The organism is Aurantiacibacter marinus (assembly GCF_001021555.1).
Lineage (GTDB): Bacteria > Pseudomonadota > Alphaproteobacteria > Sphingomonadales > Sphingomonadaceae > Alteraurantiacibacter > Alteraurantiacibacter marinus.
On sequence record NZ_LDCP01000002.1, the window covers coordinates 531,541 to 547,999 of the forward strand.

Annotated in this window: 17 protein-coding genes; 11 read left to right on the top strand and 6 right to left on the bottom strand. The window is 57.6% G+C overall.

Annotation, left to right across the window (positions count from 1 at the left end):
• Positions 1–30 precede the first annotated feature (30 nt).
• Positions 31–294, bottom strand: coding sequence for a hypothetical protein (locus AB731_RS08930; protein WP_047093405.1), 264 nt, complete (start codon positions 292–294; stop codon positions 31–33).
• A 243-nt stretch (positions 295–537) separates the two neighbouring features.
• Here AB731_RS08930 and AB731_RS08935 point away from each other — a divergent pair, with 243 nt between their 5' ends.
• From AB731_RS08935 to AB731_RS08945, 3 genes are read left to right on the top strand one after another with little or no spacing between them, the layout of a single operon-like run.
• Positions 538–1,299 carry an SDR family oxidoreductase gene (locus AB731_RS08935; protein ID WP_047093404.1) on the top strand — a complete coding sequence of 254 codons (762 nt, stop codon included), beginning with the start codon at positions 538–540 and terminating at the stop codon, positions 1,297–1,299.
• Complete coding sequence (locus tag AB731_RS08940) at positions 1,296–2,003, top strand: cytochrome b/b6 domain-containing protein (protein ID WP_047093403.1); 708 nt, start codon at positions 1,296–1,298, stop codon at positions 2,001–2,003. The genes AB731_RS08935 and AB731_RS08940 overlap by 4 nt, the downstream gene beginning before the upstream one ends.
• Positions 1,990–2,757 carry a molybdopterin-dependent oxidoreductase gene (locus tag AB731_RS08945; protein ID WP_047093402.1) on the top strand — a complete coding sequence of 256 codons (768 nt, stop codon included), beginning with the start codon at positions 1,990–1,992 and terminating at the stop codon, positions 2,755–2,757. The genes AB731_RS08940 and AB731_RS08945 overlap by 14 nt, the downstream gene beginning before the upstream one ends.
• On the opposite strand, the gene AB731_RS08950 is transcribed toward AB731_RS08945, so the two are convergent.
• Entirely contained in the window at positions 2,754–3,197 is a 444-nt protein-coding gene (locus AB731_RS08950) for a DUF1801 domain-containing protein (RefSeq protein ID WP_047093883.1), read from the bottom strand. The genes AB731_RS08945 and AB731_RS08950 overlap by 4 nt on opposite strands.
• Before the next feature lie 95 nt (positions 3,198–3,292).
• On the opposite strand from AB731_RS08950, the gene AB731_RS08955 reads away from it, so the two are divergent.
• From AB731_RS08955 to AB731_RS08985, 6 genes are all read left to right on the top strand, one after another.
• Complete coding sequence (locus tag AB731_RS08955) at positions 3,293–4,600, top strand: SAM-dependent methyltransferase (protein ID WP_047093401.1); 1,308 nt, start codon at positions 3,293–3,295, stop codon at positions 4,598–4,600.
• Positions 4,601–4,759: 159 nt separating this feature from the next.
• Positions 4,760–4,885 (top strand): hypothetical protein, encoded by a 126-nt coding sequence (locus AB731_RS14320; RefSeq protein ID WP_269429523.1) that lies wholly within the window; start codon positions 4,760–4,762, stop codon positions 4,883–4,885.
• 111 nt (positions 4,886–4,996) lie between these two features.
• Positions 4,997–6,358: an MATE family efflux transporter gene (locus AB731_RS08965; RefSeq protein WP_047093399.1), complete on the top strand. Its 1,362-nt coding sequence runs from the start codon at positions 4,997–4,999 to the stop codon at positions 6,356–6,358.
• Positions 6,359–6,412: 54 nt separating this feature from the next.
• Complete coding sequence (locus AB731_RS08970; RefSeq protein WP_156167419.1) at positions 6,413–6,919, top strand: hypothetical protein; 507 nt, start codon at positions 6,413–6,415, stop codon at positions 6,917–6,919.
• A 59-nt stretch (positions 6,920–6,978) separates the two neighbouring features.
• Positions 6,979–8,193: an argininosuccinate synthase gene (locus AB731_RS08975; RefSeq protein ID WP_047093398.1), complete on the top strand. Its 1,215-nt coding sequence runs from the start codon at positions 6,979–6,981 to the stop codon at positions 8,191–8,193.
• Between the two features lie 868 nt (positions 8,194–9,061).
• Complete coding sequence (locus tag AB731_RS08985; RefSeq protein ID WP_231638892.1) at positions 9,062–9,643, top strand: septal ring lytic transglycosylase RlpA family protein; 582 nt, start codon at positions 9,062–9,064, stop codon at positions 9,641–9,643.
• Between the two features lie 12 nt (positions 9,644–9,655).
• Here AB731_RS08985 and AB731_RS08990 read toward each other — a convergent pair whose 3' ends face one another.
• From AB731_RS08990 to AB731_RS09005, 3 genes are all read right to left on the bottom strand, one after another.
• A complete protein-coding gene (locus AB731_RS08990) occupies positions 9,656–9,973 on the bottom strand; it encodes a hypothetical protein (RefSeq protein ID WP_047093396.1) in 318 nt (105 codons plus the stop codon).
• 153 nt (positions 9,974–10,126) lie between these two features.
• A complete protein-coding gene (locus AB731_RS08995; RefSeq protein ID WP_047093395.1) occupies positions 10,127–10,579 on the bottom strand; it encodes a CHRD domain-containing protein in 453 nt (150 codons plus the stop codon).
• 549 nt (positions 10,580–11,128) lie between these two features.
• On the bottom strand, positions 11,129–12,538 hold the full coding sequence (locus tag AB731_RS09005; RefSeq protein ID WP_047093880.1) for a phospholipase effector Tle1 domain-containing protein: 1,410 nt from the start codon (positions 12,536–12,538) through the stop codon (positions 11,129–11,131).
• A gap of 160 nt (positions 12,539–12,698) precedes the next feature.
• Here AB731_RS09005 and AB731_RS09010 point away from each other — a divergent pair, with 160 nt between their 5' ends.
• Together AB731_RS09010 and AB731_RS09015 are read left to right on the top strand one after the other, a co-directional pair.
• Positions 12,699–13,187: a Panacea domain-containing protein gene (locus AB731_RS09010; protein WP_082126425.1), complete on the top strand. Its 489-nt coding sequence runs from the start codon at positions 12,699–12,701 to the stop codon at positions 13,185–13,187.
• Complete coding sequence (locus tag AB731_RS09015) at positions 13,177–13,527, top strand: hypothetical protein (protein ID WP_047093394.1); 351 nt, start codon at positions 13,177–13,179, stop codon at positions 13,525–13,527. The genes AB731_RS09010 and AB731_RS09015 overlap by 11 nt, the downstream gene beginning before the upstream one ends.
• A gap of 29 nt (positions 13,528–13,556) precedes the next feature.
• On the opposite strand, the gene uvrA is transcribed toward AB731_RS09015, so the two are convergent.
• Positions 13,557–16,454, bottom strand: a complete 2,898-nt coding sequence (uvrA, locus tag AB731_RS09020) for an excinuclease ABC subunit UvrA (protein ID WP_047093393.1) — start codon at positions 16,452–16,454, stop codon at positions 13,557–13,559.
• Positions 16,455–16,459: the final 5 nt, after the last annotated feature.

Consider the following 16,459-nt stretch of genomic DNA (forward strand, 5'->3'; position numbering starts at 1 on the left):
CCGAAACTCGCGGAACATTGGCTGAGATCTCTAGCCTGCCTGCAAGTGATGGATCTTCGATTCGTCCGTATTGTCGATGACTTCGGGACGCTGCTGGACCAGCCTGTCATAATCGGCAAATGCCTTCTCTATTACGGATCGCTTTGCCAGGATGAGCGAGGCGACACCATTGGTCAGCCCGCCTTCGTCGCCCACACGCCCGAGAGCAGCGGCAATGTCCGCAACTATCGCATCTTCCGGCGAGTCATGCACATGCCCCCGATCATCGCGGTATGCTTCAATGGAATCAGCCATAGCTTCAAACCCCCTATGTTATCCAATTTGGCTTTTTACATTTGTGACGCTGAAGTAACAACGGCCTTTATCATATACCTCTACTTTTATTTCAAATTGAAACAATCGTTTATGCCACCGTATACTTCCATATATGGCCTCGATATTCTATTTCTCAGGTCTGAAAACTTTGGCGCCGCAAACGACGCATGAGTCCATGCCTGTTGCGCTTGCCATCCAATCGCATTGACGTAGTGTGGAAATATGAGCAGCCCGAGCGTCCTTGTCACTGGCGGAGCCAAGCGGCTGGGTGCCGCAATTGTCCGCCGTTTCGCCGGAGCAGGCTGGCACGTGTTGATCCATTGCAACCGCTCACGTGCTGCTGCCGAAACCTTGGCAGACGACTTGCCAAGCGCGGAAGTGGTGCAATGCGACATTTCCGACCTTGATGATGCGCGATCCTTTATCAGCACGCTGGCGGACCGGATTGAGAATTGGCAATGCATCGTCAATTGCGCGTCAATATTTGAACCAGACGATGTAACCGGCCTTGATCCCGCAACGAACCTACAAGCCATGATGATCAACGCAGCAGCGCCCACTTTGATGGCCCAAACCTTCCTTGCGCAGGCGCGCAGCAATGGCGGCCGCCGCGTGATCCAGATCACCGATCAGAAACTGGCCAATCTCAATCCCGATTTCTTCAGCTATACCATGAGCAAGGCCGCAGCCGATATCGCTGCCCGGATGATGGCGATGGTAACGGATGCCGATGACAGGGTTTATACCTTGGCTCCCGGCGCGATTCTGCCCAGCCATGACCAGTCAGACGAGGAAGCCCAGCGGTCGCACCTCCTCAACCTGCTTCAGCGGCGCACCGATGGCAATGAAATCGCCGATGCCGCGCTGTTTCTGGCCGAAGGGCCGCTCGCATCCGGACAGTCCATCTATGTCGACTCAGGTCAGCACCTGCTGGATCAACCGCGCGATGTCATTTATCTCGAACGTGAAGGGGACGGGGCATGAACAAGAGCGCCAAGCCGGCAAAACGGCACGCTTTCAGCACCCGTATCTGGCACTGGATCAACGCGGTCAGCCTCATTATCCTGTTTATGAGCGGCCTGAACATTTCAAACGGCCATCGCCGCCTGTATTGGGGCAATGACGGCTTCGCTCCGGCTGATGCGTGGCTGGAAGTGCCGCGCTTTCCCGGCTGGATGACAATTCCCGATTATTACAGCCTCGCCGCTGCGCGTGACTGGCATATCGTATTTGCGCTCGTGTTTGGCTTTGCGTTCCTTGCATTCATGATCTCTGCTGTCCTGAACGGCCACATGGTCCGCGATATCTTTGCGCGGGCACGTGAATGGCGGCTCAGCAATATCGGCACCGATATCAAAGAGCACCTCAAGCTGAATTTCGAGCATGGCGGCGGCAAATACAATATCCTCCAGAAGATCGCCTACGCGGGCGTGATACTGGTCCTGCTGCCGCTGATGATCTTCACCGGCATGGTGATGAGCCCCGGCATGGAAGCCGCCTGGCCATGGATGACCGATCTGTTCGGCGGGCGGCAAAGTGCGCGCTCCCTGCATTTCATTGCCGCATGGTTGCTGTTCGGGTTCTTCGTGTTGCACATTGTGCTGGTTCTGCTGGCAGGGCCCATCGGGCAGATCCGCGACATGATTACCGGCGGCAAACTGGAAGGATCAAGCGATGCAGAGGCGTAATTTTCTGGTTGCCGCAGGCGCTGCTTTCCTTGCCGGATGCAATGAAATTGGCGATTCCGCCTGGTTCGGCAAAGTCGTTGACGGAGCGCAGAACTGGCACCGCGGGCTTCACCGCGCGCTTGGCGGCGGTCGCATCACGATGGCCCCGGAATATGACCGCTCGGCCATTTCCCCGGTATTCCGCGCCAATGGCAATCGCACCGTAGATACTGACGCATACCGCGCAGCAGAGGCCGAGGGTTTTGCCAACTGGCGGCTTTCCGTCAGCGGACTGGTGGACAATCCAGCCGAGCTTTCGCTGGAGGATATCGAGGCCATGCCCCAGCGCACACAAGTAACGCGCCATGATTGTGTGGAGGGGTGGAGCGCAATAGGCGAATGGACCGGCCCGCAGCTTTCCACCATTCTGGAAGCAGCAGGCGTCCAGCCGGAAGCCAATTTCATCGTCTTTCGCTGCGCAGATTTCTTCATGCGCGGCCCGGCAGACAATCGCCGACAGGTCGATTATTACGAAAGCTGCGACATGGACGATGCCATGCATCCTCAGACAATAGTCGCGCATCAGTTGAACGGTGAAACCCTGCCCGTTGCCAATGGCGCGCCCTTGCGGATGCGGCTCGAACGCCAACTGGGCTACAAGCACGCAAAATATCTGACCGGTATTGAAGTGGTAGCCAGCCTTGACGACATCAACGGCGGCGAAGGCGGCTATTGGGAAGATGTCGCCGGATATCAGTGGTATGCGGGGATTTAGTTCTCGGGCGGATAAACGCGGTTCATCGCGTCCCAGTTTACCTTTACCAGTTCCTCCAGCACGCCCATGTCCACATCGGCCAGCTTGTTGATGTAGAGGCAACTTTTGCCGCGTGAGTGTTTGCCCAGCCGCTTCAGCAGCTGTTCGTTCTTCGCGCTGGTCACCTCTTCGCAATATCCGCCCATGAGGTAGACCGAATGCTTGGCCTTGCGCGGTGAAAAACCGGTGCGCAAGAAATCGCCTTCGCGGCCGCTATCATACTTATAGTGATAACTGCCGTAGCCGATCATGCTCGGCCCCCACATCACCGGCTCCTCGCCCGTAACCCGGCGAAAAAGCGCGTCGAGCTGCTTGGCCTCGCCGCGCTTGCCATCATGCTCCACCGCTGCAATAAATTCGTCGACAGCCTGCGAAGTCGCCTTGGTCTTATTCTCGCTCATAAGCGCGATCATACCTCACAATTGACTTGTCGCCAAACGGGCCGCAAACCCCGGCGCTGGAAACCAAACTGAAACAATCAGGGGAATCGCACCTTATGTGGCTGCTCGACAAACTGCTGAAGAAAGTCATCAAGGCCGGCCGGCTCGTCATCACCGATCACGACGGCAAAGTGTATGAATTTGGCCCCGGCGGTGACGTTAATGGCGAATATGGAGAGCCAATCCACATTACCTTCTCCAACGCGAAGGCTGCAAACCACATCGCGCGTTACCCGCAGCTGGGCACGGCAGAAGTGTTCATGTGGGAATGGATGGATATCGAGGCGCCGCATGATCTGCGCGATCTGATCCTGTTCTTCACTGCCCAGTCCAAAGCCATTGGTGACAAGGCAATCCAGCCGCAAAGCAAGATGAAATGGCTTGCCCAAAAGGCCATCGCCAAGGCTGACAGCGTCAATTTGCGCGGCAAGGCCCGTGCAAATGCGGAGCACACCTACAACCTCACCCGCCGCCTGTATGAACTGTTCCTCGACGAGGACCGTCAATACACGATGGGGTACTACCGCGACACTTCGAACAGTCTGGAAAAGGCGCAGCTCGACAAAAAGGCGCACCTCGCCGCGAAGCTTAATATCACAGCCGAAAACGGCCCGAACATGCGGGTGCTGGACATCGGCTGCGGCTGGGGCGGCTTCGCGCTCTATCTCAACCGGATGTATGGCTGCGAAGTGCTGGGCGTGGCGTTGGCACCAGACCAGATCGCCTTTTGTAAGGAGCGCGCTGCGGAAGCTGGCGTGTCCGACAAGGTCAAATTCGCGCTGATGGATTACCGTGATGTGCGCGGAGAATTCGACCGGATCAGCTCCATCGGCCTGCTCGAACATGTCGGCACACCGCATTATCCGCAGTTCTACGAACACACCGCCAAGCTGCTGAAGCCCAAGGGTGTGATGATCAGCCATGCCTGCGGCCGCGCAGGCCCTCCGGGCTTCACAGATGCCTTCACGCGCAAGTACATCTTCCCCGGCGGCTACATCCCCGCCTTGTCGGAACTGATTTCGCAAAGCGAGCAGTTTGGCTGGCAAGTCATGGATGTGGAGGCGATGCGCTTCCATTACTGTCATACGCTGGAAGAATGGTACAACCGCACCGTCATGCACCGTGAAGAGCTGGTCGAAATGTATGACGAGCAGTTTTATCGCATGTGGCTGTTCTATCTTGCCGGGGCCGAGCAGGCCTTCCGCAATGGCGGATTGGTGAACCACCAGCTTGTCTATGTAAAAGACCGCGAGGCTCTGCCGATGACGCGCGACTTCATGTATGAGGAAAGCGAGCGTCTGCGCGGTATGGAAGAACCGCCACGATGGCATCTCGATCCGGAACTGAAGGAAGCTGCGGAGTAATTGCTGCTCGTTCGGGACCTTAGGAAGACGGTTCCTGGCGCAATTTGCGGCGGGATTGCTATCTGGATCATAGTTGGGCGAGAACCCTTTTGGTGGCTGCTTCTGCCGGCAGGCCTAGTGGCGTGCTGGTGGCTTATCCGGAAGCCGGTTAGGCTCGCAATGACGAAGAGGCATCGCCTGGAGATTTTCGATCTCGCGCTCGGCGGTATGGTTTTCGTGCTCATCTTCGCCGGCTTCGCTGCGTTGTACGGATTGTCGCAACTGATCGATCTGGTTCGCCAATAGGGAGGTTCCATTTAACCCTTTGCCGCGAGGGGCGCTGCGGCGCGGCAATCGAGACAATTTGCCCACTGGATGACTTCGCTTTGCTGACCATGACGAGCTAAAGAGCCTCGAATGAGCGACCGCCCCCTCACCCGCGCCAGCGTTTTCGCGCAGGCCTGGCCCATTATGCTCGGCCAAGCCTCCGTACCGCTCGTGGGCTTGGTCGATACCGCCGTTATCGGACGGACCGGAGATGCCGTAGCGCTGGCGGGAGTGGCTCTGGGCGCGACGATCATCAGCCTTGTATTCTGGAGCTTCGGCTTCCTGCGCATGGGGATGACCGGACTGACCTCTCAGGCCAGCGGTTTCGGAGATCCGCGCGAAGTCGATGCGTTGCTGCTGCGCGCGCTTGGGATCGGGCTGGCACTCGGCCTTGTGATTCTCGCTCTTGGCGCGCCCATCACGCAGCTCGCTTTTGCGGTCATGGCAGGGTCCGAAACGATTACCGGCGAAGCGGGCGGATACATGCAGGGCCGTTTCTTCGGCGCACCGGCCGCGTTGGCGGTTTATGCGATCAACGGATGGCTGCTGGGCCTGGGTCGTACACGGGAAGCGCTGGCGCTTCAGATCGCAATGAATGCCGCCAATATCGCGCTGGATGTGTGGTTTGTCTGGGGATTGGATATGGGCGCATATGGCGTTGGCCTTGGCACGGCCTGCGCGGAATGGATTGCGCTGGTGCTGGGCCTGCTGATCGTGGGGCGCGTTGCGGGGGCCAATATCCTCGCCCTCGCCCGCCAAACACCGCGCAGCCTGCTGCTGGACAAAGATCGATTGCTGCAGCTCTTCGCAGTTAATCGCGACATTATGATCCGCACAATTGCGCTGCTTATTCTGTTTGCATGGTTCGCCAATGCCGGCGCACGGATCGGGGCGGCAGCACTTGCGGCCAACCATGTGCTGCTGCAATTCGTGAATGTTGCTGCGTTCATACTCGATGCCTTTGCCTTCACGGCGGAGGAGCGCGTGGGCAAGGCCTATGGTGCGCGCGATGCGCAGCAGTTCAAGCGCGCTGTCCGCCTGACCAGTGAATTCGCGTTGGCGAGCGGTATAGTGTTTGCGCTCGCCTTCTTCCTTGCAGGGGGGCCTGTAATTGACCTGCTCACCACCGATCCTCAGGTTCGGGAAATCGCGCGAACTTTCCTCCCCTTTGCCGCGCTCGTACCGCTGATCGGAATGCCGAGCTGGATGCTCGACGGGGTTTTTATCGGAACAACCCGTGGCCGTGCGCTGCGCAATGCCGGCGTGATTGCCACAATTCTCTACATCGTGCTTGATCTTGCGTTGCGACCAGCGGGCAATTGGGGCGTCTGGATCGCAATAACTGCAAGCTATGTGTTGCGTGCAGGGGGACTTGCGCTTTATCTGCCCGAATTGCTCCGCGATATCGGGGGCGGTCACCTTACTGTAAGATCAAACAAGAGCACCGATTAGTCCATGATGCCCAAACCATTCCGCAAAGCTGTTGCTCGTCTTATTGCTGCAATAATGCTGGCCTTTGCCGCCCTTGGCGTTGCCACGCCCGCACTGGCAGAGGTGACTGTGCATTTTCATTCCTTCAACGGATCAGTCCTCTGGGGCCGCTATCCGCACACATTCGTAGTATTCGAAGGCGAGCTTGAAGACGGATCACGGGTGAATGAAAACTTTGGCTTTTCCGCTCGCAGCAGTGCGCAGGCGATCACGTCCGGCCCGGCAGAGCACATGATTATCACCGAGGACGAAGATACGATCCCCGACACTAACCGCCACTTTTCCGTCACGGTATCCCCGGCACAGTACCGCAGACTGCGCGCCGAAATTCTCGCGTGGCGCAATCATCCTGGCCGGTTCTACGACCTTGACGAAAACAACTGCATCCATTTCGTATCACGCATGGCAGCAATGGTTGGGCTGCGGACAGATGTACCAAGCCAGTATCTGCGCCGACCAAAGGCATGGCTGAATTACATTACTCGCCGCAATCCGCAGCTTGGCGCGTCCGAGATAGACTGATTGCAGCAACACCCGCGCGCTGCTAACCGCCGCGCGATCACGCACACGGGAATTCTTACATGTCGGATATCAAAAAGGTCGTCCTCGCCTACTCAGGCGGGTTAGATACCAGCGTCATCGCAAAATGGCTGATGACAGAACGCGGGCTGGAAGTTGTTACCTTCACCGCCGATCTGGGTCAGGGCGAAGAAATCGAACCTGCGCGTGACAAGGCCCGTTTGATGGGCATTCCGGACGAGCATATTTTTATCGAAGATCTGCGCGAGGAATTTGTGCGCGACTTCGTTTTCCCGATGATGCGCGCCAACGCCCGATATGAAGGCGATTACCTTCTGGGCACCAGCATTGCCCGGCCATTGATCTCCAAGCGTCTGGTAGAAATCGCGCGGGAAACCGGCGCAGATGCTATCGCACATGGCGCAACCGGCAAGGGCAATGACCAGGTTCGTTTCGAACTCAGCGCCTATGCGCTTGCACCGGATATCACCGTTATCGCCCCTTGGCGCGAATGGGACCTTACCAGCCGGACAGCCCTGATCGAGTGGGCCGAGAAGCACCAGATCCAGGTGCCCAAGGACAAGCGCGGCGAAAGTCCGTTCTCAACCGATGCCAACCTCCTTCACACATCTTCTGAAGGCAAGGTGCTGGAAGACCCGTGGGAAGAAACGCCGGACTATGTGTACTCGCGCACCAATCATCCCGAAGACGCGCCCGACGCGCCGGAATATATCACGGTGGATTTCGATCGCGGTGACGGCGTGGCACTGAATGGCGAGGCGATGAGCCCCGCCACCTTGCTGACCGCTTTGAATGAGCTTGGCCGCAAGCATGGCATCGGACGGCTCGATCTGGTCGAGAACCGCTTTGTCGGAATGAAATCTCGCGGCATGTATGAAACGCCAGGCGGCGAGATTTACGCTGTCGCGCACCGCGGGATCGAGCAGATCACTCTAGATCGCGGCGCAGCACATCTGAAGGATGAGCTGATGCCGAAGTATGCAGAGCTGATCTACAACGGCTTTTGGTTCAGCCCGGAGCGCGAGATGCTTCAGGCCGCCATCGATCTCAGCCAGGAGAAGGTTTCCGGCACTGTGCGCCTGAAACTCTACAAAGGGCTGACGAGCGTAGTGGGCCGCAAATCCGATAACTCACTTTACTCTGAAGCGCATGTGACTTTTGAAGATGACGCCGGCGCCTACGATCAGGCCGATGCGGCGGGCTTCATCAAACTGAACGCACTGCGCCTTAGATTGCTTGCGAAACGGGACCGCTAGAGGGATCTGGAGCAGGATTGGCAGTCATTATCCCGAAAGATCGCAGATAGTTTCAGCCGAAACGCCGAGCCGTTGACTTATCCACTCTTGTCCACTGGCATTCTTTCGAAAAGTGGATAAGTCGATGCTCGCGCCCTTGCCCGACTCGGTCGGCACGCGCATTCTCAAAACATCGAAGACGGAAAGTCCCCGCCACGAAGGACCGCTAGTCGGTTTGGATACAGGAGAGACAGGAAGAATTCGACGCGATGTTGCAAAGTCGCGGTGGAGGAAAGAACAGGAAAAGCGACCTTCGGGTAACTGGGATTGTTCAGACTGTTGAAACCGTGAAGTTTCTGCATCGGTAAAGGCCGGAGGAGAAATCCGGTATCGAGGAACTGAAAGCACTGAGGTGCGGAAGGGGCCGTTCGAGATACCAGAGGACAAGATCGGTCTCGGACAGGTGGAAAGAATGGCTGAGATCGCTTGCGATATCGCCAATCGGAAAATCTGCTCCGGCATCGGCGCGAGCGCCCGGCGACATATTCCGCAAGTGAAGCGATCCTTCGGGAACGTGGAACGGAAGAAGAAACGCCAGGCGCCAAGTATCCCTTAGGGGGTCCACACGCCGGTGAGAGTGGGGTCGGCAGCAATGCCGGCCCCATTTCTCGTTCTGGCCCCCCACTTTTTCATTGCGCAAAGACCTTTCGAATCGCTCCATGTGCTGCGATTTTTTCGGTTTTTTCTGGTTTTGGGGTCATTGCGCGCCCTGCAAAACCAAACGTGTCACCCCGTTTACGTACCCATTTTACGGCGAGTCGAGCGTCGCCTACGACAAGCTGCGGGAACGCAATAGGTGTGTTCACTATCTACGCGTATGGGCGCCCTCATGAGGAAAAAGACCTTTTTCGGCAACACGCCACGCGCAATCGCAATTGTGGCCGCCTTCGCACTTTTCGGGACAACCGGCGCTGGTTTCGCCCAGCAGCAAGTCGAAATGACTTCGACTGCTGCCGCCCGCAACCCGGTGGCACCAGCCTTCACGCCCAGCGACGAAGCAACGTTCGAGGCGGCTTTCGCCCGCTTCGACACACCGGTTGAACCGCAACTGCCGGATCATGCTGTCGACATTACCACGATCGAGCCCGCTACGCCTCCGCCAGCGCCAGCCGCAACTTCGCTCGGCACAGGCGTTGCCAGCTATTACGGTCGTCGCTTCCATGGCCGTCGCACTGCCAATGGCGAGCGTTTCAACATGAATGAGATGACCGCCGCACATCGCACGCTTCCTTTCGGCAGCCGCGTGCGGGTGACCAACACCAGCAATGGCCAGTCGGTCATCGTTCGCATCAATGATCGCGGACCGTTTATTCGTGGCCGTGAAATCGATGTGTCACGCGCCGCTGCAGAAGAAATCGGCATGATCCGCCGCGGCCACAGCAATGTAGAGCTAGAACTTCTCGATAGCTGAGCGCTGCAGGCTTCAGCCCCCGGCAACAACCCCGTAGGTTGCCGCGCAATCGCGGGTAATGGCCTGCATTTCGTCAAACCGATCGCCATAGGCATCAAGCACGAAAATCCCGCGCCGGTCGAACTCTGCCGTCATGCAGCCGCAAATCGATTCCGCTACGGCAGTGCTGGGCGCGATCTGATCGACCTGGCGCACGCATTGCCCGCGCATCCGCTCTTCGTTCAACCCGCCTGATGTCGGGCCTGATCCCCCGCCCGGTTCGCCGAACAGTGACGACGTGAGCCAGAAACCGCCGATGGCGAATGCGATGAAAGTTATGAACTTGCCCATATCCCGCTCTCCCGGTGTATTGCGGTGATTGTCGTAGGAAAGGGTTACTTTTCGTTTAGCGGCACCAGACTGCTCGGCCCGGCCCATTTAACGACGCCAATCCAGGCCGCGCCGGTTCTTCCCGCGTAGCAGCCCGAATAGCCTCCCCGCCCCCTATGGCCCCAACTGGCCGCGTATTGCGCCCTCCGGCTTTCCGATGGTTGTGACGATGATGTAATAATCTTCCCGGTCGGCCAGCAGCCGGTCCATGACGCTGCGTTCCACATTGACGCAGGTTTCGTCCCCGTCCGCATCCGGCAGGCGGAGGCGCACCAGCAGAATGCCGTTCTCCCCCCGCTCGCCTTCGCGGATTTCCAGGCCGTTGGGATCGCGCAATCCCTCCAGATCGAGATAATAGCAGATCCGTTCACCCGCCAGATCGAACTCTGAATCGAAATCGCCCAGCGCATCGTCCACGCCTTCACGGTTGGTGACGCTTTCCCCGAACATTGCCACGCCGACAAACTGGCTGTCCTGCGCGTGTGCGCCTGTCACCACACCCGGCACACAAAGCCCCGCCAGCAGCACCGCCGCCACAGCCGCAGCGCGATAGATTGTCCGTTTCATAGCAGCTCTCCCACCCAAGGGCCCGCCGCCAGCCGGTTGCCCGGCCACCACGGGCCGAATACCTTATAATATAGGCATTTGGAGGCGTGATGGGAAGTGTCCGGCAGGGTGACAAAGGTTACACACTGTCACCCTGCCCGAAGGCCTGAGAAACGGCAGTTTGCTGCGGGTTTGCGGGTGTTTCGCGGTGGGTGACACTTTGCGCGGACGTTTTTGCGATATGACAGCTGCGCGCGCGCTCGATACGCCGTCTGCGACGATATGCCGAGCGCCCCATACGAGGGATCTATACGAGGGGCCGCACATTGCCATGCTGCGAAAGCGCCCCACAAAACGCGGCCTGCCTGGCGGGGATGAGCAGCGGCGGACGGCCTACCGCCGGGTCAGCCCCGCCCTCGCTTTTGTGAAGGACGGGGAGCCGGTGGTGGTGATGCGGGGTTTGGAGAGACATGGGCGGACTCGCTGCTGGCTGAAGAGAAGCGCGTAGCAAGGCATGGATTGGGGGGTGTAGGAAAATATCGGTGCAGAAAATGCTCAATTCAAATTAAGCTATTCGTAGTGTGGTATTTTAATGACCCGCCCGACGTAGATTTTATCTTTGTCAAGAAGCAAGCCAATCTGTCTATTATAAGCAAATAAAATATCAGCTTTTCCAACATCATCATAGTACTTCTTGGCGATTTTTTGCAATGAGTCTCCCATCACAATCTCATATTCTTCGACCATGTTAGGAGGAATTAGAAATCCATCTGGACCAATTAGGTGTAAGTCTTCTTTTTCGATTAAACCCTTAATTTCAGGCTTTCTATTTTCTAAATCAGCATGGATCACTTTCAATGACTCAGGGCGATATTGGCCATCCGGTATGGTATGCGTGCGATCATCGTTGAACCTATCGACCAAAGATTGATGCACGTCATCCGCCGTAAGATTGGGAAATGATCGCGTTTCTGTGCCGACACCCATTAGCCAATCGCCCCATGTCCAATCTGTCTTGTCAGGGACATTGTGAAGACTAGCCAAGTGGTTCGGTTGAAGTCGGTAAAGAGGCGAGCCTTCGTCCTTGTCGAACTTCAGACCAGCCAATTCGGCACCTCGAAACACCCATTCTAAGGCTGCGTCAGATAATCCAACGACAGGCCCCCCACCCCCTACCGACCCATGGGTTCCAGGAAAAATCTTTTCATCGTAACGTTCTCCATATCCATCACGCAGCTCGTCAATGTTTGACCAGAGGGTTGGGGTGAACGTGCGGCGCTGCTCATCTGCAGCGACTGCGTGGCGCGCATATTCAATAAAGGTACTCAATCTTGTGTCATGGAAGCCATACTCCTTATTGACCAAATCTTCGACAGCATCGGGCACGGGTAGGCCGAGCGCACCCACCGTATCCCAAACGCCTAAGAATTTGACACCGAGATCGATTTTTTTATCGTGATCTCCTTGAGGATAGTTCTGATGAAGCCATGATCGATCTCTACTCAGACACACGCCGCTTTGTCGATCGTATCTGAATTGACGACAGTAATCTGTATCTGGGCTAGCATCGGGGTCACGACTGACATAAAGTTCGATCGCCTCGCGGAGGTTGATAAGGTGCCGTCGGTCAACAATGCCAACATTGCGAATCAGGCCACAGAAGGATCGTGCCGTAAACGCCCCTCTAGAAAAGCCAAACACGTAGATTTCATCGCCCGGTTCGTAGTTCAAAATTAGGAAAGTGTAGGCTTCAATGATGTTTTGGCGTAAGCCCCATCCGAAAGCACCGGCAAAGCGATTAGAGATATCACTCAGATCGCCTTCGAAGTCGAATGTTCCCACTCCCTCGTCATAGTGAACTATTTGTGAAATTTGGCCATCACTCAGGCTCACAGCCTGAGCTATCTTGGCAACATTTGTCGCGTCACCGCTGTCAATTTCATTCCACGTACCATCAAAACAAAAAACTAGTCGCTTCATACCAAACCCCTGACGTTGACTTCCTCGAAAGTTCTGCTTATGTTCCTTACTGAATCGGGTCAAGAGCGCAAGTTTCTTTAAAACGCATGAGACCGACGTGCCCATCTAGCCGCGCGGCGACGGTTGCAACCTTTCTCGACATAGACCACATAGAGAACGGATGAACTCCATGACCTTACCCTTGAAAAGTGTAGCGAACAGCTTCCTCCAAGCGGATTTCCGTGACGGATTTGCTTCCATTTCGCCCATGAAAATCCAAAAGCTCGTATATCTCGCCCATGGTTGGAATCTGGCTATCAACGATGAACCGCTCATTTCAGAAAAATTCGAGGCATGGCCATATGGACCAGTAGAAGAAGAACTCTATCACATCTTCAAGCAGTATGGGAACGGGCCGATCAGGGACTACGCAAAATCATGGGCAGGTAATGAGGAAAAGGCTTTCGTCGTCTCGGACGCGAACAGTGGCTTTTATGATATCTTCAACCGAGTGATGCAAAAATATGGACACTTTACAGCTTTGCAGCTTTCCGCTTTGACCCATCAGCCTGGGACGCCGTGGTCCGAGACGCGGGCCAATGGGTGGCCAGAAATTCCGGATGATATGATCCGCGATCATTTCCGCGAATTGGCAGCGCATGGCGGCTAAACCGCCTTCCAGTCCGCCTCATGCTACCTTGGAAAATCTCTCAGAGGCCAAGGTCAGTCCGCCCAAACCTGATCGAAAGGCACACAACGAAGCCGCCCATTTCGCGCATGAAGAAAACATGCACAAGTCTAAGCTTGGATGGGTGGGCGCCGTGTGGGGATCAAAATCTGAGAAGCCCGGAAACATCGCCGCGATTGTGGCGATCGTCCTCTTGGGATTCGTCGGTGTGCTCATTTTTAGATATAGCGAATGGGAACTCTTTTCTGAAACTCTTACGGCAATGATGAGTACAATTAGTCTCATTCTCGGTTATCTGTTTGGAAGTAGCTCTCGGGACTAAGCTAATACTTCGTCAGACTTCGGCTCCCCTCACTTCCCCAACATAGCCTTCAAATACCCACCAGTATAACTCGCCGCCACCGAAGCGACCTTCTCCGGTGTGCCTTCGGCGACAATCTCGCCGCCGCGGACGCCGCCGCCCGGGCCGAGGTCCAGCACCCAGTCGGCGGTTTTGATCACGTCTAGATTGTGCTCGATCACCACAACGCTGTTCCCCTGATCCACCAGACGGTGCAGCACTTCGAGCAGTTTGCGCACATCCTCGAAATGCAGGCCGGTGGTCGGTTCATCAAGGATATAGAGCGTTTGTCCGGTGCTGCGTTTGCTCAGCTCCTTCGCCAGTTTCACGCGCTGCGCCTCTCCGCCTGACAGCGTGGTCGCCTGCTGGCCCACCTTGACGTAGCCCAGCCCCACCTCGTTCAGCATCGCCATCTTGTCACGAATGGGGGGCACGGCCTTGAAGAAGCCTTCCGCGTCCTCGATCGTCATATCCAGCACGTCTGCGATGGACAGGCCCTTGAACTTCACCTCCAGCGTTTCCCGGTTGTAGCGTTTGCCGCCGCATTCCTCGCAGGTGACATACACATCGGGGAGGAAGTGCATTTCGATCTTGATCAGCCCGTCGCCCTTGCACGCCTCGCACCGGCCGCCTTTCACGTTGAACGAAAAGCGGCCCGGCTTGTACCCGCGCGCCTGCGCCTCCGGCAGGCCCGCGAACCAGTCGCGGATATTGGTGAAGGCGCCGGTGTAGGTGGCGGGGTTGGAGCGCGGGGTGCGGCCGATGGGGGACTGGTCGATCTCGATGATCTTGTCGCAATATTGCAGGCCCGTCACCTTGTCGTGCGGACCGGCGATCACGCGCGCGCCATTCAGCGTGCGGGCGGCGGCGGCGTACAGCGTGTCGATGGTGAAGCTGGACTTGCCCGATCCGCTGACGCCGGTGACGCAGGTGAAGGTGCCGAGCGGGATCGACGCGGTGACATTCTGGAGGTTGTTCGCCCGCGCGCCGTGCACCGTCAGCTTGTGCCCATTGCCCTTGCGGCGCTTTGCCGGGACAGCGATCTCGCGCCGCCCGGTAAGGTAATCGGCGGTGAGGCTTCGCTTGGCCTTCAGGATCTGTTTGAGCGTGCCTTCCGCCACAACCTCGCCGCCATGCACGCCCGCGCCGGGGCCAAGGTCCACGATATAGTCGGCGGTGCGGATCGCGTCCTCGTCATGCTCCACGACGATCACGGTATTGCCGAGATCGCGCAGGCGTTTCAGTGTTTCCAGCAGCCGGTCATTGTCGCGCTGGTGGAGACCGATGCTTGGTTCATCCAGCACATAGAGCACGCCCGACAGGCCGGAGCCGATCTGCGAGGCGAGGCGGATGCGCTGGCTTTCCCCGCCGCTGAGTGTGCCGCTGGTGCGATCAAGGTTGAGGTAATCGAGGCCAACATTGTTGAGGAAGCCCAGCCGCTCCACGATTTCTTTCAGGATGGCCTTGGCGATCTGGTTCTGCGTATTGTTCAGCTTCTCCGGCAAGGCAGTGAACCACGCCAGCGCATCGGACACGCTGAAGCGCACCGGCTGGCTGATGTCGGTACTGTCGATCTTCACCGCCCGCGCCTTCTGGTTGAGGCGCGCGCCGCCGCATGTCTCGCAAGGCTGCGCGGTCTGGAACTTGCTCAGTTCCTCCTGCATCCACGCGCTTTCGGTCTGCACCAGGCGGCGGTTGAGATTGCCGATTACGCCCTCGAACGCCTTTTCCACGGTGTACTGCTTGCGCCCGTCCTTGAAGGTAAGCGGCACGCGGCGGCCCTTCGTTCCGTAGAGGATAACGTCCTGGTTCGCCTCGCCAAGTTCATTCCATGGGGTGCTCAGGTCAAAGCCGTATTCCTTGGCGAGGCTGCCCAGCACCTGCATGTAGTATGGCGACGGCGGGTTGGACTTGGCCCACGGCACCACCGCGCCTTTCTTCAGCGTCAGTTCCTCGTTCGGCACGACCAGCTGCGGGTCGAACAGCTGCTTTTCGCCGATCCCGTCGCAGGTAGGGCAGGCCCCCTGCGGCGCGTTGAAGCTGAACAGGCGCGGCTCGATCTCCTCGATGGTGAAGCCGCTGACCGGGCACGCGAATTTCTCGGAAAATACGATGCGGTTGGCAGGCAGCCCCGCCCCCTTCATCGCGCCGCCGCCCTCTGCTTCATCCTCGCGCCCCGGCACCACTCCATCGGCGAGGTCCACAAACGCCAGCCCCTCGGACAGCTTCAGCGCGGTTTCGAACGAGTCCGCCAGCCGCGTCTCCAGCCCCTTTTTCACCGCCAGCCGGTCCACCACGACTTCGATGTCATGCTTGAACTTCTTGTCGAGCGCAGGCGCTTCCTCAATCGCATACATCTCGCCGTCCACGCGCACGCGGGTGAAGCCGGCCTTCTGCCATTCGAGCATTTCCTTGCGGTATTCACCCTTGCGCCCGCGCACGACCGGCGCGAGCAGATACAGCCGCGTGCCTTCCGGCAGTTCCATCACCCGGTCGACCATGTTGGACACGGTCTGCGCCTCGATCGGCAGGCCGGTTGCAGGCGAATACGGCACACCGACGCGCGCCCACAGCAGCCGCATGTAATCGTAAATCTCGGTAACAGTCGCCACGGTAGAGCGCGGATTGCGCGAGGTGGTCTTCTGCTCGATTGAGATCGCAGGCGACAGCCCGTCAATATGTTCCACATCGGGCTTCTGCATCATTTCGAGGAATTGGCGCGCATAGGCGCTCAGGCTCTCGACATAACGCCGCTGCCCCTCGGCATAGATCGTATCGAACGCGAGGCTCGACTTGCCGGAGCCGGAAAGCCCGGTGATGACGATCAGCGCATCGCGCGGCAGATCAATATCGATACCCTTGAGATTATGCTCGCGGGCGCCTTTGACGGAAATATGTGTGAGAGCCATGGCGG